Origin of the sequence: Fibrobacter sp. UWR4 (assembly GCF_003149045.1) — a bacterium.
In the GTDB taxonomy this organism is placed as follows: domain Bacteria; phylum Fibrobacterota; class Fibrobacteria; order Fibrobacterales; family Fibrobacteraceae; genus Fibrobacter.
Genome location: NZ_QGDU01000032.1, coordinates 1 through 21,498 on the forward strand (window position 1 = coordinate 1; position 21,498 = coordinate 21,498).

Sequence of the window (21,498 nt, forward strand, 5' to 3'; positions counted from 1 at the left end):
TTCAATATTAATCAAAGGATTTCTTTTTTCATGACCGCCAGAAGGCTTTTACGGAACTACCGGCCTAGCCGGTAGTTTTCAGTTATACAAAAAAGTCCAGTCAAATGACTGGACTTCTTTCAGTGGTCGATACAGAACTCGAATCTGTGACCTCTACCATGTCAAGGTAGCGCTCTAACCAACTGAGCTAATCGACCATTAAGGTAGCCCAATGATAGAAATGTTATAGGGCTTTGTCAAGGGTTTTTGAACTTTTTTGTTGAATCAGTCCCTTTCGTCGTCAGGAATCCAGTAACGTAGACGCCCTGTAACGTGGATGGGGGGCAAATTTTCGTCACAGGAGTCCTCTCGGCGACAGTCCACGAAGTATAAGTTTAAATCGGCCGTATAGAGGGAATCCTTGATAATTTCGTCAAAATGGATATAACTCTTGTGTGTACTGTCATTTACAAGAGGTGCTTCCGAATGACCATCTACGCGCATCCAGGTAATTTCCTGAAGGTGCCCGTTGATGTTGGCCCTGCTGACGGGTGTCATTTTTTTTGCGGTAACAGGACTCTGTACAAGAAGGGATAATTGGTCGCCTCTATCACTTTTGTCCAAGTCCGTCTGTAAATAGAAGTAGGAGTGGCTGTTGTTGACGTAGAAGGGCGGTTCTGCATCGTTCTTGGATAGTTCGATGGTGTAGGGACCTTCTCCGTTCACCTTGTATTTGATATAGCCACCGCCGTCAATTTCCCAACTGCTATTGATATCACTGCAGCCCATGAACATGATGCCGGCGATCATTGGAAGAGTTGTTTTGACAGTCCTGAACTTCATAACCCTAAACTAGAAATTATCTTTGGGTAGGACTCTTCTATGGCGGACAATTTCAACATCAGACGGATGGATGTGGTCACTCCTTGTGGGGTGGTTCATCTGGCTGCGTTCCCTAAAGGAGGGGATGGTATCCCGCCTCATCATGAGGTCATCTTTAGGATATTGTCCGACTATATAGGCGCCCCTGTAACTGCAGGGGACCTTCTTTCCGTAGAGGGCGAATCCGCGAGCGTTACCCCTAGACCGACATTCCCCAAACTGGATTTTGATGTCAACTGGACTCACTCAGGAAAGGAATGTGTGGTGGCTTATGGTCCCCGCGGCTCTCTGGTCCAAAACGTGGGGCTCCATCTTGGTGTTGATATGGAAGTCCATAATCCCAAACATTTGCGGGTTGCAAAACGCTTTTACGCCCCGGAGGAAAACGTCTGTCTGGAATCCTTGGATGAGGGCTTGCGTTCCCAGGAATTTTTCCGTCTGTGGTGCCGTAAGGAAGCTCTCTTTAAATGTGTGGGCGGATCGTTCTTTGAGGGGTCTGTAGGTCGGAACGTCCTGGTGAATCCTCTTTCTGACGGAAATCGTCTGGTCCATTTCGTGGACCTTCCATGGGATGGTCCTTCTAGCCTTTGTGTGGCTGTGTGTAAGGATTGAAAAAAGCCCTCGTATGTGAACGAGGGCTTTCGTAATGACTTGCCTTGAAATTAAGCGTTGCCGTCTACGGGACCGTCACCGAGGGAGTGTTCGCCTTCGGCAATAGGTGCGCCCGGCTGCTTGGGGGCTTCCAGGACGTACAGCGGCAGGCTGATCAGTTCTTCTCCATCCACAGAGAGGCGGATAATGTACTTGTCCGGACGCTGGATGGGGAGGCGCTGCAGGTTCAGGACCAAGTTCACTGCTGCGGTATCGAAACCCTGTGCAACCGGTTCCAGAGGAATCTTGGACTGCATGGGGGGGACGATGGGCTTGCCGACCACGTCTTCGAATACAAGGGACAGGTCGTGCTGGCCTGCTTCTGCACGCTGGTAGCGGATGCGGAATGCTGCAGAGCACTGAGGAATTGCCATGGGGAACTGCGGTGCAAAAATACGGTCAAATGCGCCCAGCATGTTCAGGCGGCCGCCCATGCCGTTTGCGGTTGCTGCGTCACAGATTGCTGCAATTTCAATATTCATTAATGGATCTCCCAGTTGTCGGCCACATACTTCATGAGGATGGGCCCGTTGTTATTAGACTTGTCGCCAGTTGCTCGGCCTAGCATGGATACAAGGACTTTTCCGTCGTTGTCCATTGCCAGGTTCGGACTGGAACCGCGTAAGTTGTATACTTTAGCATTGTAGAAAACTGCACTGAAGTATGGCAACTGGTTTTCTCCGTAGAAGGTCCATTTGTCGTCATTCAGTCTAAATACGTGGACTTGGGAGGTGCCGGGACGTCCTGCATCGTCAATTGCGACGTAGACTTTTTCGTTGCTTGCTACAAGACTAATATGGTAGGCGATATAGCCTTCATACAAGGGCTTGGAGAATGCGTTGCCAGTCTTTGTCCAGGAAATCTTTGTTCCACTTACAGTTCCCTTGTGGACGTAGGGACCGTAACTTTCCACATCTCTATTCAGGAAGCCCATATAGAATGTGCTAGAATTTGCAACGGCAAGGTTGATTCCATTTACATTCTTGGCGAAATTTTCATTTGAACTTTGCTGGGTGTAGGTGCTGTTGAGCAATGCGCTGGAGGCGTTATACTCGGATGTGGTATCCACAGCGACGACAACCAAATTTCCATTGGGCATGAACTCTGCAGCGATTTCGCGGAATTTCATAGACCTTTTATCTTTCTGTATAGACAGGATGTTCTTGCTTGACCAACTGGTCCCGCTAAGAGTTGCCAGATAGTTCAGCTTATCGGATTTCTTCACGTATACAACGATAGGAGCCTTCGTAGATGGATTACAAAGCAGCTTGGGACTTGTGACGGAGGAAATGGATGTTGCATTACCGAAGTCGGAGGTTGCCTTTGCGGATTTGTAAACACTGAACTTATTGGAGGTTTCAAGAACACCGACGTATAGATCTGTTCCGTCCGTAGCCATCTTGATGGTTGTAATGGAATCTGTGGTGGTTGCGGAGGCAACGGGAGCCAGTGTGCCGTCCTTCAAGGTGCCGACCTTCACGGTGTTCTTGTCAGAGAGGTACGCAACCACAGGGATGTTGTTCACCATGGTTAGAACAGGAGCGGTATTCATCTTGGAAACGGCAAGAACCGTGTCTTTACCCATGTTTCTCCAGGCCTTCTTGAAGTAGACCGTATGGCTTACCGTTTCAGCCTGGTGTCTAGCCTTGAAGGCTGCGGTGGTGGGGTTCATGGTACTGTCATAGTAGTCCAAGGTGATGGTCATGGAACCTTCACTGGTGCTTCTGATAAAGGCTGCGTTGAATTCGTATTTGCTTGTGTCCAGGGTGCCGTCAGGTTCTCCTCGGTAGAAACTGTTGCTCTTATCGCCGAGGTTGCTGAATTTCCAGTTAAAGGTCTGGCTGTTCTTGTTGCCCAGTTCGCCCAGTTTGGAATTCATTCCACCCCATTTGTCTGTGTAGAAGTAGATGGCCTGGTTATCGACTGCATCATCACCGCTCCACGGATAAACTGTATCGGCGGCGGTAATGACACCTACAGGGTGCTGCTTCATGATACGTATGGTCGTAGTGTCGCTGAAGGTTGCCTTGGTGCTGGCTTCCTCTGCAGAAACGATACAGTACATGTCCACACCCTTTTCTGAGTAGGATGAATCTTTGGGAACAGCGAAGGACTTGTTGTTCTTTTCGTAATCGTATTTGGTTATGGACTTCTCAAGAGAACTTCCATCCTTGATGGATTTACATTCCCAGGTGAACCAGTTGATGCCTTGCCATACATCGTTCACCTTTGCGTTTAATGAGAATCCATCGCCAATATTGAGAGTAAGCTGTTCGTCTGTCACCCAGATCTTGGGCTGGTCGGTGGAGAACTTCAGGGTCATGGTATCGGTAGCTACGTTACCGTCGTTGTCAGTTGCGCGGGCGACGCAGTAGTAGAAGGCTTCCGGAGCGGGGGCTTTCCATACGGTATCATAGGCGGCGACAGTCTTCCAGTTTACTGCAATCTGTTCAGGAGTGCCGCAGCTCCATTCTCGCTTGACAATGGATCCCGGATCGGAAGGAACTCTGTTGTCGTCAGTTGCTGTTGCCCCTAACTGGATGTTGTAACCTTCGCGGATGGTCAGGCTTTCATTGTTGACCGTTACGGTGGGCGGTGCAAGAATGATATTGATGGAAACGGTGTCCTTGGCCGTGTTTCCGTCATCATCGGTGACTCGGATGACGCACTTGTAATTGTCCTGTGCCGTGGATGGCATGCGTAGTTTGGCGTAGGAACTGGATGTGCTGGTAACATTCATACCGATGTTGACAGATCCTGCTGAGCCGCAGCCCCATTCATATTTCACCAGCGTGCCTAAGGAGTCCTTGGCGATGGCGTTAACTTCGATAGTATCGTTGATGGTGACGGTCTCGTAAACTTCCGGAAGCATGGCTGTTACTGAGGGACGGCCGACTACGATCTTGTAGGTGGCGGTGTCGCGAGCTTCGTTTCCGTCATCATCCTTGACCATGACGACGCAGTAGTACTTGTCCATGTCGTTGGACGGCATCTTGACGGATGTTTCTGCACCGGGCATTACGGTCCAGCTAGGATCGGAAAGTTCTCCCAGATTATCGCTGCAAGCGACGTTGTATTCTACAATGGAACCGAGTTCGTCGTTGGCGATTGCCTTGATGGGGGTAACTGCATTGATCTTTACGGTGGCGGACTTCGTTGCCAGGGTGACGGTGGGAAGGTCGAGCAATGTCTTGAACACGAGAGTGTCCGGTTCACTTTCTTCGCCATCATCGTCCATTGCCTTGAAGTAGCAGGTGTAGCTATCTGTTTCTGTACCCGGCAGTGTGATGGTAACACTTTCGGTAATGCTTGCGGCTGGAGTTTCGATAGCCTTTTCCTGGTCCGGATCCAGGATGGGGGTCACGCCCTTCTGGGCGTTGAAGCAATTCCACTTGAGCTTGTTGACGGTGCCAAACTTATCGTTTGCGGTTACCTGAATATCAACTTTGCTATGGATCTTGTAGCCCTTGCTACTGGGATCCTTGACGATTGCGCTTACGGAAGGAGGATCGCTAATTACTGCCACGATGACAGTGTCTGCGCCCTTCTTATCGGGTTCTACAACGTCAGTCACGCTAGCGATAACCTTGTAGGTTCCTGCCTTGCTGAAGGCGAGCGTGCCGTTTTCTTCGTTAGTGGGGCAGGTGTAACCGCTGGAAATATTTTCGCCACATGTCCAGCTGATCGTAAAGTCGTTGCCGCCTTGACCCTTGACTGCCTTTACCTTGAAATCAATGGGGTCGTTGACTGTGACGGTGGCCTTGAAACCTGGTTCCGTGAACATGATTACAGGGTTCAGACCGAGAACGCCGAACTTGACCTGGCGTTCCAGAAGAACTCCGTTTTCTTCGTAGGTGGCGGTCATCAGGTAGTCCACATCCGGCTTGGCGGTGGGGATGTCGTCAAATGTGATGGTGAGGGTCGCCTTGCCGTTTTCATCGGCGTTGGTCTTCTTGGTCTTTGTCACGATCTTGTCGCCATCCTGTTCTTCCCAGGTCCATGTAATGGACTGGGCTGCCGGCAGGGCGTTGTTGACTTGGGCTGTAAACACCAGGGATTCGGTGGATGAGATCACTTCCTTCTGGGCGCCGTTTACATCCAGAGTCATGGTTGTTGCACTTACGACGATGTCCTGTTTGACTTCGGTCTTGTTGCCGGAGATGTCCTTTGCGCCGTATACGAGATGGTGTACTCCATCCGTCAGTTCGGTAAGATTTGCCTTGCAGTTGGAAACAGGTTCTCCATGGACCTTGCCGCAGGTCAGAGCCTGCTTTGCGTCGTCCAATGTAGCGTATACAGTGTCGATATGGCTACCCAGGTCGCGAGTGTACACGGTCATGCTGTATTCGCGAACGCTCAGGGTATCTACATTGTCCACCAGCAGGACTGGAGCGGCAGTGTCTTTCAAAATCATTTCCGGCACAGGGTATTCGCCAGATTCAATGTATAGTTCCTTTATGGTGTAGAGGGCGTATTCCTTTTCTGTAGAGGACTTTGCCGTGACGTTGAAGGTTCCGCTGCTATCTACGGTAACGGTGTAGTTTCCGTTGGCGTCAGTCACCGCGTCATAAATCTTGTTGCCATCGCTGAATTCCACACGGATTCCGGTATGGTTGGTTCGGTTTTCGAACTTGGCAACGCCGGTAAAGACCGCTTCCGTGGAATTTTTCTGCCCGATAAAGAAGTTCCAGGGACGGCTGGTATTGCTGTTGGTCTTGATGCGTTCCATCCAAACGGTGTCGTAACCATCGGTAGCCAGCATTTCCCAATAGATTCGTCCTTCCAAACTCTTAGAGGGATTGTTTAACAACGTGATGACATTTTCCCCGGCCGCATTGCGAGGTTCAAACATATTCAGAACGTAGTTTTCCACAATCAGGTCATCGTCTGTAAATGCTGTGGTAGGAGCCTTGCCGCTTAGGGACTTCTGTGCCCATATTGTGTAGCGGATGTCCTTGGGATTGTCTACGTCCGTCACCTTGTAGTAGAAGAAGAATGCTTCTTCTGAAGTGTAGTGGCGGGAGCCGTCTTCCGGACTAATAATGGAAAGTTTCGGAAGCTGGTTGAAATGGAGGTTTACGCTGTCCTGGGTTTCGTTGCCGTCATCATCAACGACGATGACGTAAATTTTTTGGTTGCCCATGGAGTCAATATAGGCGGTGTCGTTTTCGATGGTCAGGTTGAATACATCGTCCTTGTCTTCGGGTTGAGTGTATTTCCATTCCTTAGCTTCGCCCTTTCCGCTTGCATCCAGATCCACCAGAATTTTCTCGATGGTCCCGAAAGAATCTGTTGCGGTGATGGGGAAGGTGATATTTCCGTTATGACGGGTCCAGAGGGTGTCCTTAGGAACCTTGAGAACGGGCTTTGTGTTGATGACCTTAATGTAGGCACGCTTGGTGTTCGTTCCTGCTGTGTCGGTTGCGTTGTTACCGTCCGTTGCAATAAAGAGGGGATAGTAGACGCCTTCTTCGGCATAGGCCCAGGCTTGGGGTTTGGCGTTATCACCGATGATAACGGTGTCCTTGCCGTCCTTCTTAGTCAGATTCCACTGGAAACGGTAGATCTTATCCACATTGCGAGGAAGGATGCCCATCATGTAGACGGTGTCGTTTATGGAAACCGTCAGAGTGTCGGGCAGGGAATCCGCCTCGTTTACCGGGGTATTAGCGAGAGAATCCAGGAATGCCTGGGGGTTCTCGAAGTTGGTGGTGGATACGTAGACTCTGGAATGATTATTCTGCAGACTGACGTTTTCCTTGAGAGGAGACTCTCTGGAACAGTTGACCAGAGCGCCCAATAAGGCTAAATCAAGGACGATTGTGAGAAAACGATGTAAACCCATGGCAAAACCCTTCATAAATCAAACACAAAATTATCAAGTATAATCTATCTTTTTTTTTACAAAAGGTGATAAGGTTCAACGCACGGATGGAGCTTTGAAATGGATGTAATACCTCTCTGGTACTGGTTGATCGTGTTTTTTGTTTTCGGCGCCTGCGTTGGGAGTTTCTACAACGTAATTGTGTACCGTATGCCTCGCGGAATCTCCCTGGTGAATCCTCCTTCCCATTGCCCACTTTGCAAGAAAAGAATCCCCCTCTACTTGAATTTGCCTATTATTGGCTGGATTATTCTAAGAGGGAAGACCGCCTGCTGCCATAAGCCTTTGAACATCATCTATCCCATTGGGGAATCCCTGTGCGGTTTGCTGGGGGCCCTTGCCCTTTTTGCGGCCGTAGCGGTAAACTATGGTGGTGTGGTTCCTGAACTTTTCAGTGCCCCGGTGGTGGCGCCTGCGGTGTGGGCCGATGCCTTGGCCATGTTCTGGCTGTTACTTGCTGTATATCCGGTTTGTGCCGTGGATTTTAAGTACAAGCTGATTCCGGATTCCATGAGCATTGGCGGCATTGTTGCCGGACTTGCCCTGTCTTTTATTCCTGGCGGGATTACACCGCTGCAGAGCTTGATCGGTGCAGTTGCTGCAGGGGGTGGCCTCTGGCTTCTGGGCGTTATTGCTAGCAAGGTCTTCAAGAAGGAAGCCATGGGCTTCGGGGATGTAAAGCTTCTCGCGGGATATGGCGCCCTCATGGGCGTCCAGTCTGCATTTATGATTCTGGTCATTGCCGCCATCGTAGGCATTATCGTCATGATTCCTTACGCCAAGATGCAGGCGAAGGTGGCCGCCAAGGCATCCGTCGACGACTCCGAAGACGCTCCGGGCCAGATCCCCTTCGGGCCGTTCCTTGCCATTGCCGCTCCCGTAATTTACCTGTGGGGCGGTACGCTGCTGCAGATGTATTTGCAGTTTGTCATTGGGGAATAACTGGTTTTTAAGTTTACAAGTCGATTTTACCCATTTTTACCCATTTTACCTATAAACGGGCTTTAATTGCAGCTTTTATAGGTAAAATGTTATTTTGTTTGTAAAAAAAGTCGCCCGTTGCATGCCTAAAACCGCTGAAAAAGCTGTTTGACGGGCCTAAGTTGACGAAAAAATGTCTTTTTTTGCTTGTTATGTCCCGACTTTTACCTATAAAACGGTGTGAAAACTCGCTTTTATAGGTAATTTCATGCAAAAAACGAATTCAAAAGCTATTTGCTGAACGTCTGATGGGTGATAAGCCAGGCCTTCAGGCGGTTCCAGTTGCTTTCTCCGTTTTTCCTAATGTTGCTGGGCATTCCGAACATTACAAAGTCCCTTAGTTCCACATTGCCAATGTTCATGAAGGAATTTCCGCCTTCGTAATAGGGGAAACTGTCGCCCAACTTTAGGTCGGTATCGCGAAGAATCCCGCCGTCCACTGCTACGGAAAGGTGGTTTCCGACCATGACCATGGAGAAGATGTGCTCTTCGCCATCGAGCAAGTTTGCCTTGCCGTAGACGACCGTATCTGTTACCACGGAATCAGTACCGCTGTAGACGCGGACGCAAACGCTCTTGGAGCCGGCCTCGCACTGAAGGATTTCGTAACCCTTAGGACGGCCGCTTTCAGTGGAATCTACGGTGCTTAGGAGAACCGCGGCTTCCTCGAACTCGCTGCCGTCGGCCTTGACCTTGAAGCTGAATCCCATATAGGTACGGTTCCAGTAGGCGGAACTGTTGACCAGGGCGGTGTCAGCCAAGGATTCCACAGCTGCAAAAATACTGGTTCTGCTGGAATAGGGGATTTCGTCAAAGAGAACGTAACTTGTAGCGTTCGTATCGATGAACGAGATTTCGGCCCAGTAAAGATCCTTGCTGCCTGCAGAAACGAGCTTTGTGATGCTGTTGCCGTTGATGATGTAAGGCTTTTCGGCGCTGGTCTTTACAGGGACCAGGATCCTTTCGATGGATTTATCTGATAGGGAATCTATCTGGTTGAGAACACTTTCCGGAAGCTCAAAACTCAGGGTGTCCACCGCATCCTTAGCAATGATGGGTTCGCTTAACATTGCGCAGCGCATGGAAACCATTTCTTCGTCGCCGCTTGTTTTTTCGGTTTGTACGGCACAAAGCTTTTGGTAAACTCCCTGAGGAACGTTTTTCATGACGAAGGTTCCCGCTTCGATTTCGTCGGCGCTCATCACGTGGCAAACGCCGATGTCATCCAGGCAAGCGTTGTCGCCCTTCTGGAAGGCCTTGGCGGGGAGGGTGATGTCTGTTACCTTGCCTGCGGACTGTTCAGGAATTTCAAGATAGACGCTGTCGCCTTCGCCCATGCGCTTGTAGTCCTTGAAATTGATGGTGTGGACGCTTGCCAAGGTGCTGTCGCTGGAAGCCACCAGCAACTTGTAGTCGATGTAGGTGACGTGGGTAGCGTCGTCCACCTGTTCAAATTCGCCGTCTTCAAGGGGTGCAAAACCATGGTAGGTGGCCTTGTAGACTACGTTATCGAACTTGTAGGTTCCGTTGTCGTCGGTGGTGGTTTCTTTTCCGGAGCCACCGAAACTGGACAGGCGGACTCTGGCCAGTTTCAACGGGGAACCGCTTTCATCTGTGGCTGTGCCCTGGACGCTGACCATGGCGTAAGTGCGGTCGTAGGTGATGCAATTGGTTGTAACGTTGGATTTTAACAGGGCCTTCGTTGCATTCTTTTTTCCGATGTTTTCGGGAATGCTGTTGCTGCAGCTTTCAACATCTACAAGCCAGTCGCCATTGGCAGCCTGTTGGCCGGACTCGGTTTCGGTCCATACGCTTGCTGTGTTGGGATCGGAACAGCCCACGATGCCCGCGAGACTAAGACCAGCGATACCCACGCCAGCAATGAAACCACAAGCCTTCTGCAAATCGTAACTCATCATTCGCAATTTCATTATTTACCCCCGTTGTTCTCAAGATTTGAGAACATATGCAAATTCAGCTGATATACGCCGTCGGCCTTTTCCTTGTCTTGTGAAATAATCTGGCGGGCCTTTGCCTTGAATTCCTGCACCGCCTCCTCCAATTCCTTATAGGCGTTGCTAGACGCGCTAAAGGTCAAAGTGCTCATGATGGCCGGAGCCTTAGGAGGCGTCATCAGCGCCTGCTTGGAAAGTTCAAAACACTGCAGCTGGTATTGCTTGATCAGCTCCGCGTTGTTGTAGGGTCCGCTGGAAATGGATTCCTTGGTAGGCTTCCAGAAACCGTCTTCATTCTTGCGGGTAAGTCCCAGTCGCTGCAACAGGTCCAGAGAATCCTTTAGCTTACCCAGGGGAACCTTGGGGAAAATTCTCTTCTGGACGGGGGCCATGTCGTCTGTAACGTCCATGGCGTCCAGGATGGCGAACAGGGCGCTGTTATACCAGTGGTTGTAATATTCGTAGGCGTCCGTGTTCATGATGTGCTGCGGATTGGGGTGCATCTGCAGCAGTTCTTCCATGGCTTCCTTGCGGAGGTTGTCGTTCTTGGCCTGGTCCACCTTCACCATGATTTCGAAGTACTTGGCTTCCTTCTTTTCGAGGCCAAGGACTTCAATAAACTTGGCTACCATACGGGGGCTGACCTTTTTACCGCGGAGCACGTCGGCAAAGTAGCTGCGGGATTTTTCCATGCCCAGCAGGTTGCAGATTTCGGTACGGGTAAAAGTGGGCTCGGACTGCACGCGGGCGGCCTGGTATTCTTCCAAATACTTACGGAAGTGAGTAAACTGAAAAATGTCGATATAGTTTTTCACGTTCTCAAATATAACTATTTTTTACATAAAAATGAGAAAATTTTTGAGAACTTCCTAGCGTTGTGACGAAACCGACAATTTTTGCCCTATTTCGTTGATCCTGGAAGTTTTTTAGTTGTTGTTCGGGATCGTTTTGCTCGATAATTACACGTTTTTTGTACTCAAAAGGTCCAATTTGCCCAAAAAAGGGGTATTTTTGAGAAAGAGGTATTATTTATGGGCGTTTTTAATCACGGGATTTTTATTTCTGCAGGCTTGCTTGGTCTAAGCCTTTGTTCTACCCTTTTTGCCCATCCTGCAGCTCCCGATGCGCCAAAGACTGTAAAGAATGCCGATGGTTCCGAAGTAACCCTTCAGTTCTATGGGGATGAACATTACCATTACGCCACGACTCAAGACGGGTACTTGGTTGTTTCGGATAGTGGTTCCTTTGTGTATGCCGACGAAGATGGTAAGCCTACGAAGGTGAAAGCCCGTAATGAGCACAAACGTACGGAAAAGGAACAAAAATTCCTAAAGGGACTGGATCGTCAGAAGTCCAAAAAAATGCACCGTGCAAGACATGTGGATAAATATCCCGAAGAATCTGCGGAGGTCGACTCACTTGGCCCCGTAGCGCTCCGTAAGGCTCCTGCCGCATTGAATCGTCCCACACCTCAACGGTGGGTGGTGGGAGAACGTTGGATTCCAGTCCTTCTCATTGGAACTACGGACAAGCCTTATGCGGATTCCGCCGAAGTTTATGCCATGCTGAACCAGGAAGGCTATAATAAGGAAGGGAATATTGGCAGCCTTAGAGATTACTATCTGTTTTCTTCCGGTGGTAAGTTTAGCCCTCACTTTGATGTATATCCATTACAGTTGAATGTCCCCTTGACCAGTTTTGGTAATGGGGATAGCTATAGCGAAGGAAACTTCACCAAGGCGGGGGTAAATGCCCTGACCGCTCGCAAGGATTTCCAGCAGAATGCTTCCAAGTATTGTTCTAGCGGAACCGCAGTGGACGGATTCATTTTCCTATTTCCGGGAAAGGAAGTGGATGCCCTTAAGCAGAGCGAGAAGTTTTGGGGGCATCAGTACTGGATGCAGTACAATGGAGCGGGATCCTCCTGGTCTAAAGGTTATACTAGCCAGGGGTATACCTTTAACACATATTTGTTTATTGCACAGTATGACGATTATCCGCAGAGTCGTACCTTGACTGCCATGGGTATTTTTGCCCACGAATTCAGCCATGTGTTGGGCCTTGCTGATTTGTATTCCGTTTCCAATTCTTCCATTAAGGGTCCCTCTCCTTATGATGTGATGACCACTGGCATGTATAATGGAAACTGGCAGACTCCGCCCTCTTTTTCCGCCTTTGAAAGGGAGTCCATGGGGTGGCTTACCTTGGAAGAACTTTCCCAGAATAAGGTTTATTCTCTCGGTCCTTTGTCCCAGATGCAGGCCTATTCGGTAACCAATCCCAACAGTAAGGACGAATACTATGTGGTGGAGTATAGGCCTGCAGAAAAGTACGATGCCTATATTGGGCAAAATAAAAACGGCATTTACTTGTGGTATATCGATTATGATTACACAGCCTTCGAGACGGACAACGACCCTAACAAAAACGTGTTGCATCAGCGAGTGGCTGTAAAGCAGGTGATGGGTAGCGACAATAGCTACTACACAGATTTTTCCTATACAAATGCTGGTGGAACGGCTTTGATTCCTGGCATCTACAATTTGAAAATTCTGAAAGGAAAACAGGCCTGCTTTGCTACCGGTGCAAATCTATCCGTGGATTGTCAGCTGCGTTCATCCTCCAGTAGCCAGGTCGCGCTATCTTCCAGTAGCCTGGTTGTTCAATCCTCCAGCAGCCAGATTGCTCAATCCTCCAGCAGCCAGATTGCTCAATCTTCCAGTAGTTTGTCCGCTCCGTCCTCCAGTAGTCAACTTGCGCAATCGTCTAGCAGTTCCGAGAGTTTGCGCATCACCAATCCGTTGTATTGGGATTCTCAGACTGGTGTCAAGACCGTTAAGGTATTTGATCTTCAAGGGAACCGAGTCTATATGGGTCAAGTAGATGGAGTTCTTTCCGCCTTCCATCTGGAAGGAATTCTTCCTGCGGGGGCCTACGTCATGCATGTTTCTCGAAACAATCGAACTCTTGGAATTCGGAAAATCAGAATTCCGTGATTGTAAAGGAATAAGATGGTTTTTAAATAATACATGTTGTATCATTTATAGACGAGTATCGGTAAATCACGGCTAGAAAGTCGTGATTTTCTTATTCAGAGGCTTGCTCTTGATTTTTGATGAAGTTAATTTTTCTTTGTAAGAGTGGAGGTTAGTCTATGAATACACGCAAGATTTTTACCAAGTTCGTTTTGACGGTTGCGGCCTTTTTCTGGGCAGGCTGTGGAGATGATTCTGATTCGAAACATCCCGTTGTAGGGCCTATCTCGGACTGTTCTGACGACGATTCGTTGAACAATGGAAATATGTCCTCTCACTGTGGCGGTGGTATGATCGCCCTTTATGGGGTGGCGCCTGTCTTTGATGAAAGCTCCTCTTCTATTTCCAGTTCCGATAGCTGCGAACAGGGCTGCGATGAAATGATCAGCAGCTCATCCGCAATGGTGGATAAGGAAGCTGCCCTTGCTCGTGGGCAGGTTCTTTGTGAAGATCATGGCGGAGTTGAACGTGCTATTCAATATGAACCTCCTTGGGGAAGTCCTGAAACTAGAGGCGAGTCGCAAGCTCGTTTTGAGGTTATGAAAAAAATTGACTCTACCTTAGAATCAAAGAAACTTTCTTCTTCTAAAAAGCGGTGCCTGGAAAATGTAAAAGAAGAACTTGATATGGGTATGGTCGCCTTGTATGGGGCTCCCATGTTCGACAATCCCAATGACATCTGGAAATACGACTGCAAGGATGGAGAGTCCGTGATGGATGAAAAATACAAGGAACTGTACGACGCTGATGTGGCTGCGGTGGAAGCTGCGAAGCGGGGACACCTTGCTGAATTTCAAAAAAGTCTAGACAAGTGCAATTGAATTGCCAGAAGTTGCTCCATTGAAAACGAAAAAATCGCAGGCGCGGAACCTGCGATTTTTGTATTGAAGAGAGAAATTTTTTTAGCGGGCTTGCTCTGCGTTGCCTATTTATCTGCTTTGCCTACTTGTCCGCCTTGCCGCCCACCTGGAATAGGGCGAATTCCATCTGGAATACTTTATCGCTGCCGGCATCTTCTTCGGCGATGAGGGCGATTTCCTTACGGAAAGCGTTGATACGTTCCACGATGCGTTCGTAACCTTCCTGGCTGATGCCGAGGGTTAGGCCTGAGATATGGCGCTTGCCCGGCGGATCGCGGTCGATGGAATCGGCGCCCATCTTGAGGCAATTCTGGTGGTAACCACGAAGTGCCAGTTTGGAGGTGCGGTCACCGGTGGTGATGGCGCTTTCCGTCAGGATGTACTTGCCGTTCTCGTCCTTCTTGATGAGCTGGCACTCTTCCAGGAGTTTTACCGACTGCTTGGCTTCTTCAGGTGTGATTTTGGGATTCACCAGTTTTGCTAATGCCCCGTAGTCTCCGTCAAATCCGAACATTCCAATCAAGCTTCGGATAAAAAGATGGCGGGGATGGGAGTAGATCATGTACTGTGCGTGACCTAATAAATGCTGTTTTTCGGCGAAACGGACTACCTTTAAGGCTGCCTGCATTTTTTCGAATGCGGTATTGCGGTCTTCGGTGGTTTCTGCCTGGTTGAATTCTACAAGACCGATGAAAAATTCCGTCTCGTGCTTTCCTAGGCGAAGTCCGGAGGCTACCTTAGGAATGCTTTGCTGGCTCAGGTTCTTTTCGCCATTCATGACTCGGCTGATGAAGTCCTTGGCCTTGAAGCCAATCTTGTCAGAAAATACGCGCAGGGAGAAAGCGGCGTTTGCAGCCTTCTTCTGGTTGTAATAGTCTTTCAGAAATTCCCTGTAATCCAGGTATTCGAAGACTTTTTTCTGTTTTTTCGTTTCAGCCATGCTCAAAATGTAAGAAAATGTTCAAAAATAGGAATGAAAAAAACATTTTTGCCGTTGTCTAGGAACAACGATATTCTGTGATGAAAAGAAAAAAGGGTGGTTAAAATCACACTTTTAGGGTACATTTTACATGTGTTTGGATGCGACGGTTAAAATAAGGCCGTTGTCTAAAAAGGGATGTAAAATGGGAAAGTGTGTAATGGGAAAGATGGTTGCAGGTATGGTTCTGGCCAGTACGTTTGGAGTGTCTCAGGCCGCCATATCTGCAGGAGAAGTAGTGACGCTTCCTGCGGATGCGAATTTGGGAGGTGGCGATAAGGTGGGTTCCCAGCTTATTGCTGCTACATACAACGCAGGAAAAGGCCCCGGAGTGTGGATTGTGGCAGACGGCGGATATCGCCTCTACCATAACGGAGCCTTGCTGGCTGAAGATAATCAAGCCGGACGCGTCCGCTTCATCCCCATGACTCTTCTTCCTGGAGAAAATGCCTTCTCTGTGGTGGGCGTTAATGGTGCAGGTGCTCCTGGCGTAATGGTGCAGATTGATGACCTGGATCGTTCCTACTACAGTGGCAGCGATTGGAAGTCCAAGCCTGGTGTCGGTAGCTCTTCCTGGAAAAATAAAGGTCGAGACCTTTCCCAGTGGGGTGGTGCAACTGTTCTCAGCTATTCCAATACGAAGATGCCTAGTGGCGCCGCTTTAAATGGTTTTGCTCCCAACACTCAGGCGAAGTGGATCTGGACGAACAGCGAAGAGGACGAAAAAGCGATTTTGCTGTTCACTCTGAATATAAAGGCTGAGGGTTTCGGTGCCGTTACTACGGGCGGTGATGCCGGAAAGATTGTGATTGCGTCTGATACTGCGACAATTATCAAGAACTTGAAATCCAATGACGCCGTTACGATTCTTATTCCGGAAGGAACTTATGACTTCCGCAAGTTCCGTAATGCGGTGACTGAAGCCAAGAGCAAGAACCGTACGTGGTGCAAAAAGACCTGCGACGGTAAGAATGCTGTAACAGGCAAGCAAAACGTTTTTTACCGCATCAATTTCAAGGCAAATACTTGTGCGGACCTGAATGAAGCTGGAATTCAGATTGTGCAGGAAAGTGAAAACCTGCAACAGTGGGAAAACTGGATTACCATTCGCGGTAACAAGAGCCTGGTCGGTATGGGTCGTGGGGCGAATCTGCGTGGCGCCTCCCTGAACAACCGCTGGAACGAAGGTGGCCATAATAATATTTATCGTAACCTGGCGATTTATGATGTGAATCCGCACTTGATCGAAGCTAGCGATGGCCTTGAAACTTCCGGTGATGCCAACAACCATATTAAGAATTTCTGGGCAGACCATATTAGCTACAAGTGGATTTCCGATGGCATGGATATGGAGTTTGTCGACAATGCCACTATCAGCTATATGGAAAACGATGGTGCCAACGAATACAACTGCTGGGGCACTGATCCCTACATGGCTCTTGTAGAGGACGCTCACTTGACTTATGCCAATAACTACTGGCACAATACCTATGGACGAGTTCCGAAAGTCACTGGCGAAAGTAACGGCTCTCAGGTGCATATCTATAACCAGCTGGTAGATGGCAACAACTTTTTCATTGCTGGCGCAAATGGTCATAGCTCTACTGCAAAGGCTTACGTTCGCTATGAAAACAGCTACATCAAGAATGGCAATGGCTATTTGGCTGAATGGGGGGACAATGGTTACGTCTACTTTAGCGGTGTAACCTTCGATAACACCAAGCAACAGCACCGCTACAATAACACTGTGACTCAAGGCGTTCCTCAGGCTGCCACATTCAATCCTAGCTATAGTTGGGAAAAACGTGATGTGGCAAGTATTCCTAAGGATTTGCCGAACCTTGTGGGTGTTGGCGGTCGATACGGTTCTATGCCCTCCTACAACCAGACTTTTGGAGTAAGCAATAAGGCTGCTACCGTATCCATGACTGCTCCTACAGCTGGTGCAAAATTTGATGCAGGAGCATCTGTGACTCTGACGGCTTCCGCCAAGGATTCCGATGGTTCTGTAAAGAGCGTTGATTTCTATATCGGTAACGACAAGGTCGGGGCTGCAACCGCTTCTCCTTACGCTGTGGAGGTCTCTGGTCTTCCAGCAGGAACTTATTCTGCGGTTGCCGTGGTGACGGATAATTCCGGTCTTACCCAAATGTCTGAATTCGTGACTTTTGAAGTGATCGGTGCTGCGGTTGTTCCTGAAAGTTCTTCCAGCGTAGAAGAGACTCCCGCTTCCTCAGCTTCTGCTCCGAGCAGTTCTTCCGCAGTGATTGCAAGTAGCTCCTCCGAAAATCCGGCTGTCGATCCTGTAGAAGAATCTAGTAGCAGTTTTGAGGCTGTCATTGCGATTCGTTCTGTGAAGAAATTGGCAACAGAAACTGAAGCTGGCTTCTATCGGATTTTTGATATGCAGGGCCGCCCCCTGTTCTCTGGCGAAGTTAAACCGAGTAAGATGCCTGCTGCCCGCGTAGTGGTGGTTGAAATGACGAAAAATGGTGGTTCCGTCCTTCGTCGCTACATCCAGACTCGTTAATCACAAAAAAGTTCCTCCAACAAACCCAACCAAAGGGCTGATCCGAAAGGATCAGCTTTTTTCTTGACTTATGTTTGTTCGGTTTGTGCTTATTCGGCTTGGGCTTTGGGCGGTTCAGCCTCATTGGATGAACTTGCTGCCTTGGCGTCGGCAATTTCCAGCATGCGGCGAGCCTGTTTTGCCATCATGTCATTTTCGTTCATCTCGATCACTTTCTTAAGTCGCTTGACGCCTTCGCTTAGTTCAATTCCATTGCTAACGCAGATCACGCCTAGAGTGTAGAGTGCTCGGCGAGCGAAGTTTTGATTCTGTTCTAGAGATAGTCCCTTCTTCAGTAGAAGGATGGCTGCTTCTGGAGCGTTTTTCGTCTTGGCTATTTCGCCCCATTCCAACCACTGGTTGCTGGTGAAGTCTACAAAGCAGTCGGAACCTGTTAATCGTTCCGTCAGGTTTTTTACCAGGGCGATGTCTATAGGATGCTCCTGCAACAGATTGTTGAATGCTTGTCCCAAAATCCGCTGGGCATTTTCCATCAGCCCTTCCTTGGCAGCCTTGAAACCTTCTTCAATGGATGCTCGGGTCTTAGCCTTTCGTTCCGCCATCGGATTTCTGTTTGCGTTATTGCGGAGCTTTTCTTCCAGGGCCGCACGGGCAATTTCTTCTTTTGTCTTCTTGCGGGTTTCGATCTTCAAACCTGCTGTGGCACCCAGTCCAAACATTATCGGAGCAAGAACTGTTGCCTCCCCGAATATGTCCGGATTGACGGTCCAGTTGATAATCATGTCCAGCAGAGTGCCGCCGATAGCGATGCCTTTGACTAGCTGAGTGATTTCAAGTCGCTTAGGGCCGAAAGCCGCTGCGCCAAGCATAAATGCCAGAGGTAGGCTGAGACCCATATAGCGTTCACCCGCATAGTGGTTAAAGAAGCTTGTAGATGCAAGTGCGTAAATGAGGAGGCCGCCTGCTGCGATGGTGATTACGAATGCGCCCATGAAGAGAGTGAACCTCCAACGGGATTCCAGCTGCAGGAATGCGAAAATGAAGAAACCTGCAAAAATCAGAAAGCTGATGACGCTAGGGGAAAGTATCCAACTGGTCGCCAAGGTTTCCAGGTTGTCTTTCTTGGGAACTAAGGCCATGTTGTAACGTAAAATCTGGCTGGTGTACTTGCTTACGTACTTGTCTTCCAGTTTGTCGTAGTCTTTAGGGGTAGGGAATCTTCCGGTTTCCTGGAAAAACTGGTCTCGTCCTCCATTATAGTCCCACCATTCCTTGTATTCCGCCTTCAGTTGTTTAATTCGGGTTTCGGGAATGAGTGATGGATTCTGGGCCAAATACTTTTCACGATAACGTGCGAACTCGTCGGCCTTGATTTTTTTTGAGGGAAGAATTCCTACGGAACGGAACTGTTCTTCGCCTGCGTCGACCCACCACTGATTGAATGTCTTTTCAATATTGGCTTCTCGCTTGTGCTGTTTCATGTAAGGGGAAAGTGCCGTGACGGCATTGAAAATGCCCAATCCGAGAATCAGGACGATAATGACGTAGTGACTAAATTTCAGATGATGCACGGCCTTCTTCAGAAGGTTTATGGCATGTTTGAAAAAACGTTTAAATGTCTCTTTGGATACTTGCATATATAGAATATACATCCCGCCAGGAAATTGGGATGCCCTAAAAGAAAAATGTATAGGGAAAATGGAACTTAGTGATTGTACTCACGGAGCTGGTTCCATAGGAAGTCCGTGTTTACGTCGCGATATCCCTGGGCGTTTACCTGTTCACGAAGCTTGTGGGCGATGTCGAAAAGATTGGGACTGTTCTGCATTCTTTCGAAGCTGTCGAACATGGTCAAGCAATCCATCCACTGGGCAAGATAAGGGAATCTTGAGTCATGGAAAACATTTTCTCGTCCGTGTTTGATGTATTCCAGGTAACGGTCCGTAACCCGATAGCCGTCTTCCATGAAAATATCCATGGCTTTGGGGAACAGCTTCCTTCCGGTTAGGTATTCGTGTGCAATCATACCGAAACTGAAGTAATCTACGGAAGCCGAGAGATTCTCGCCCATGATAGCTTGTTCTGGGGCGCTGTAGTAAGGAGTGATCTGCCCGCCGTATTCCGTGATGGTTTCTCGCATCTTTGCCTGAGCGTAACCGAAATCGCAAACCAGTATCTTGTGGTTATTCTTGTGTTCGGGATTTTGGCACAATAAAAGGTTTTTGGGCTTCAGGTCCTTATGCACAACCTGGTAGTAGTGTAACTGGCTGATGGTGTTTGCCAGATAGGCAAGTTGCGCGACACGATGAAGAATGTCGTCATCGCTAAGTCCTTCGCGGAAAGTCTTGTCCAGGGAACAGCCCTTGATGAATTCCATTTTCAGGTAAGGATGTCTTCCTGCGGTTCCGCCGCCCATGCTTTGCACCACGCCTTCGATGTTAGTGGCGCGGATTAGGTTGTTGATGCGGATTTCATCCTGGAAGGCACTCAAGGTCATGTTTAGACGATGAATACGATTTTTTCCGGGAGGCACCCAATATTTGCAAATCTTGACCACAATTTCTTGCTCGGCAGTTTTGTGGCCTGTCTTGGGCTGTTCAAGCCAGTAGTTGGCTCGATAAAGATTGTTGGTTCCTTCCAGGGCCAGCGGTGCGGTAAGTTCGATTTTCTGAATAGCACCGTTATGAAGAAACTTCGGATTCTGGTCAAACCAACGCTGATACTCCTCCATCGTGTAATGGGGGCGCATGGCCAAATTACGGGCCAGGCGATCAAGGGTTTCAGCCAGGATGTTTCGAATCATGACCTAAAGATAGTTCTTTTGCAGTACGAAAAAAAGGTACCGATAGGTACCTTCTTGTTAGTTTTTACAGAATTTGTTCGAATATTAATCCTTGGATTGTTTTTCCAAAGTTTCCGTAACAATCTTGTATGCTTCATCCACGCTGTCGCAGAAATGGAACAGTTTCAAGTCTTCCTTGTTGATCATACCTGTTTCAGCAAAGTATTCCCAGTTTACAGTCTTTTTCCAGAATTCACTGCCGAAGACAATGATGGGCATCTGCTGGGCGTACTTGTTGGTCTGCACCAGGGTCAGCATTTCGAAAAGTTCGTCCATGGTGCCGAAGCCGCCGGGGAATGCGATCAGGGCACGGGCCTTTTTCAGGAACCAGTACTTACGCACAAAGAAGTAACGGAATTGCAGGTTCAGTTCGTCGTCGATGTAAGGATTCGGATGCTGTTCAAAAGGCAGCTTGATGTTCAAGCCGATAGAGGGTGTGCCAACATCGCTTGCGCCTCGATTGCCGGCTTCCATAATGCCAGGACCGCCGCCAGTCATGATGGCGTAGCCTTCCTTACGCTTGTTTGCCCATTTGCCAAGCATGGCGCCAAGCTTACGGGCGTCATCATAATAACGAGCCACCTTTTCCAGGGCATTCAGCCTGGCCAGTTCCTTCTTGTTGGTGCATCCTTTGCGGCGTTTGGTGATTTCGCTCATGGGCAAGGTGCGTGCGGAACCGAAGAAGACAATGGTGTTATGGATGTCTTCCTGCTCAAAAACCTGGTGGGGGCCTAAAAATTCAGAAAGAATACGAATCGGACGGCCTATGTCGCTTTCCATGAATTCGGCGTTGTGGTAGATCATCTGGCCTGGGGCCGGGTGGAGCTGTTTTTTCTTTGCCATAATTCACTTCCTTTTCAAAATTTGTATGAAACTTCGATTTTTATCATAATATATGCTCTAAAATCGGAATATGATGC

Annotated in this window: 14 protein-coding genes and 1 tRNA gene; 5 read left to right on the forward strand and 10 right to left on the reverse strand. The window is 48.7% G+C overall.

Annotated elements, in window-relative coordinates; genetic code table 11:
• Positions 1–123: 123 nt before the first annotated feature.
• Together BGX12_RS12205 and BGX12_RS12210 are read right to left on the reverse strand one after the other, a co-directional pair.
• Positions 124–197: transfer RNA gene (locus BGX12_RS12205), tRNA-Val, on the reverse strand.
• 67 nt (positions 198–264) lie between these two features.
• Entirely contained in the window at positions 265–822 is a 558-nt protein-coding gene (locus BGX12_RS12210) for a hypothetical protein (protein WP_146196334.1), read from the reverse strand.
• Positions 823–861: 39 nt separating this feature from the next.
• Between BGX12_RS12210 and BGX12_RS12215 the strand changes: the two genes are divergently transcribed.
• Complete coding sequence (locus BGX12_RS12215; protein WP_109736340.1) at positions 862–1,473, forward strand: 4'-phosphopantetheinyl transferase superfamily protein; 612 nt, start codon at positions 862–864, stop codon at positions 1,471–1,473.
• Between the two features lie 50 nt (positions 1,474–1,523).
• On the opposite strand, the gene BGX12_RS12220 is transcribed toward BGX12_RS12215, so the two are convergent.
• Both BGX12_RS12220 and BGX12_RS12225 read right to left on the reverse strand, forming a co-directional pair.
• Positions 1,524–1,994 (reverse strand): hypothetical protein, encoded by a 471-nt coding sequence (locus tag BGX12_RS12220; protein ID WP_233246385.1) that lies wholly within the window; start codon positions 1,992–1,994, stop codon positions 1,524–1,526.
• The gene (locus BGX12_RS12225; RefSeq protein WP_146196335.1) at positions 1,994–7,357 is read right to left on the reverse strand and encodes a hypothetical protein; all 5,364 of its coding nucleotides are present in this window, start codon (positions 7,355–7,357) and stop codon (positions 1,994–1,996) included. The genes BGX12_RS12220 and BGX12_RS12225 overlap by 1 nt, the downstream gene beginning before the upstream one ends.
• A gap of 99 nt (positions 7,358–7,456) precedes the next feature.
• Between BGX12_RS12225 and BGX12_RS12230 the strand changes: the two genes are divergently transcribed.
• A complete protein-coding gene (locus tag BGX12_RS12230; RefSeq protein ID WP_109736342.1) occupies positions 7,457–8,338 on the forward strand; it encodes an A24 family peptidase in 882 nt (293 codons plus the stop codon).
• 269 nt (positions 8,339–8,607) lie between these two features.
• Here BGX12_RS12230 and BGX12_RS12235 read toward each other — a convergent pair whose 3' ends face one another.
• The gene (locus tag BGX12_RS12235; protein ID WP_109736343.1) at positions 8,608–10,308 is read right to left on the reverse strand and encodes a carboxypeptidase-like regulatory domain-containing protein; all 1,701 of its coding nucleotides are present in this window, start codon (positions 10,306–10,308) and stop codon (positions 8,608–8,610) included.
• Positions 10,308–11,147 (reverse strand): TIGR02147 family protein, encoded by an 840-nt coding sequence (locus tag BGX12_RS12240; RefSeq protein ID WP_109736344.1) that lies wholly within the window; start codon positions 11,145–11,147, stop codon positions 10,308–10,310. The genes BGX12_RS12235 and BGX12_RS12240 overlap by 1 nt, the downstream gene beginning before the upstream one ends.
• Positions 11,148–11,363: 216 nt before the next feature.
• On the opposite strand from BGX12_RS12240, the gene BGX12_RS12245 reads away from it, so the two are divergent.
• Together BGX12_RS12245 and BGX12_RS12250 are read left to right on the forward strand one after the other, a co-directional pair.
• Positions 11,364–13,328 carry a M6 family metalloprotease domain-containing protein gene (locus tag BGX12_RS12245; protein ID WP_109736345.1) on the forward strand — a complete coding sequence of 655 codons (1,965 nt, stop codon included), beginning with the start codon at positions 11,364–11,366 and terminating at the stop codon, positions 13,326–13,328.
• 158 nt (positions 13,329–13,486) lie between these two features.
• Positions 13,487–14,188 (forward strand): hypothetical protein, encoded by a 702-nt coding sequence (locus BGX12_RS12250; RefSeq protein ID WP_109736346.1) that lies wholly within the window; start codon positions 13,487–13,489, stop codon positions 14,186–14,188.
• A gap of 121 nt (positions 14,189–14,309) precedes the next feature.
• Here the strand turns inward: BGX12_RS12250 and BGX12_RS12255 are convergent, their stop codons facing one another.
• Complete coding sequence (locus tag BGX12_RS12255; protein WP_109736347.1) at positions 14,310–15,167, reverse strand: TIGR02147 family protein; 858 nt, start codon at positions 15,165–15,167, stop codon at positions 14,310–14,312.
• Between the two features lie 184 nt (positions 15,168–15,351).
• On the opposite strand from BGX12_RS12255, the gene BGX12_RS12260 reads away from it, so the two are divergent.
• Positions 15,352–17,736, forward strand: coding sequence for an Ig-like domain-containing protein (locus BGX12_RS12260; RefSeq protein WP_158278245.1), 2,385 nt, complete (start codon positions 15,352–15,354; stop codon positions 17,734–17,736).
• A gap of 89 nt (positions 17,737–17,825) precedes the next feature.
• Here the strand turns inward: BGX12_RS12260 and BGX12_RS12265 are convergent, their stop codons facing one another.
• The 3 genes from BGX12_RS12265 to BGX12_RS12275 all read right to left on the reverse strand — a co-directional run bounded on the left by BGX12_RS12265 (position 17,826) and on the right by BGX12_RS12275 (position 21,421).
• On the reverse strand, positions 17,826–19,373 hold the full coding sequence (locus BGX12_RS12265) for a hypothetical protein (protein ID WP_109736348.1): 1,548 nt from the start codon (positions 19,371–19,373) through the stop codon (positions 17,826–17,828).
• A 68-nt stretch (positions 19,374–19,441) separates the two neighbouring features.
• The gene (locus tag BGX12_RS12270; protein WP_109736349.1) at positions 19,442–20,539 is read right to left on the reverse strand and encodes a protein kinase; all 1,098 of its coding nucleotides are present in this window, start codon (positions 20,537–20,539) and stop codon (positions 19,442–19,444) included.
• 84 nt (positions 20,540–20,623) lie between these two features.
• Positions 20,624–21,421, reverse strand: coding sequence for a TIGR00730 family Rossman fold protein (locus BGX12_RS12275; RefSeq protein ID WP_109736350.1), 798 nt, complete (start codon positions 21,419–21,421; stop codon positions 20,624–20,626).
• Positions 21,422–21,498: the final 77 nt, after the last annotated feature.

Coding starts and splice junctions, on each gene's coding strand:
- BGX12_RS12215 (WP_109736340.1), top strand. CDS start 862: ATGGCGGACAATTTCAACATCAGACGGATGGATGTGGTCACTCCTTGT.
- BGX12_RS12235 (WP_109736343.1), bottom strand. CDS start 10,308: ATGAAATTGCGAATGATGAGTTACGATTTGCAGAAGGCTTGTGGTTTC.
- BGX12_RS12255 (WP_109736347.1), bottom strand. CDS start 15,167: ATGGCTGAAACGAAAAAACAGAAAAAAGTCTTCGAATACCTGGATTAC.
- BGX12_RS12225 (WP_146196335.1), bottom strand. CDS start 7,357: ATGGGTTTACATCGTTTTCTCACAATCGTCCTTGATTTAGCCTTATTG.
- BGX12_RS12275 (WP_109736350.1), bottom strand. CDS start 21,421: ATGGCAAAGAAAAAACAGCTCCACCCGGCCCCAGGCCAGATGATCTAC.
- BGX12_RS12250 (WP_109736346.1), top strand. CDS start 13,487: ATGAATACACGCAAGATTTTTACCAAGTTCGTTTTGACGGTTGCGGCC.
- BGX12_RS12210 (WP_146196334.1), bottom strand. CDS start 822: ATGAAGTTCAGGACTGTCAAAACAACTCTTCCAATGATCGCCGGCATC.
- BGX12_RS12230 (WP_109736342.1), top strand. CDS start 7,457: ATGGATGTAATACCTCTCTGGTACTGGTTGATCGTGTTTTTTGTTTTC.
- BGX12_RS12260 (WP_158278245.1), top strand. CDS start 15,352: ATGGGAAAGTGTGTAATGGGAAAGATGGTTGCAGGTATGGTTCTGGCC.
- BGX12_RS12220 (WP_233246385.1), bottom strand. CDS start 1,994: ATGAATATTGAAATTGCAGCAATCTGTGACGCAGCAACCGCAAACGGC.
- BGX12_RS12245 (WP_109736345.1), top strand. CDS start 11,364: ATGGGCGTTTTTAATCACGGGATTTTTATTTCTGCAGGCTTGCTTGGT.
- BGX12_RS12270 (WP_109736349.1), bottom strand. CDS start 20,539: ATGATTCGAAACATCCTGGCTGAAACCCTTGATCGCCTGGCCCGTAAT.
- BGX12_RS12265 (WP_109736348.1), bottom strand. CDS start 19,373: ATGCAAGTATCCAAAGAGACATTTAAACGTTTTTTCAAACATGCCATA.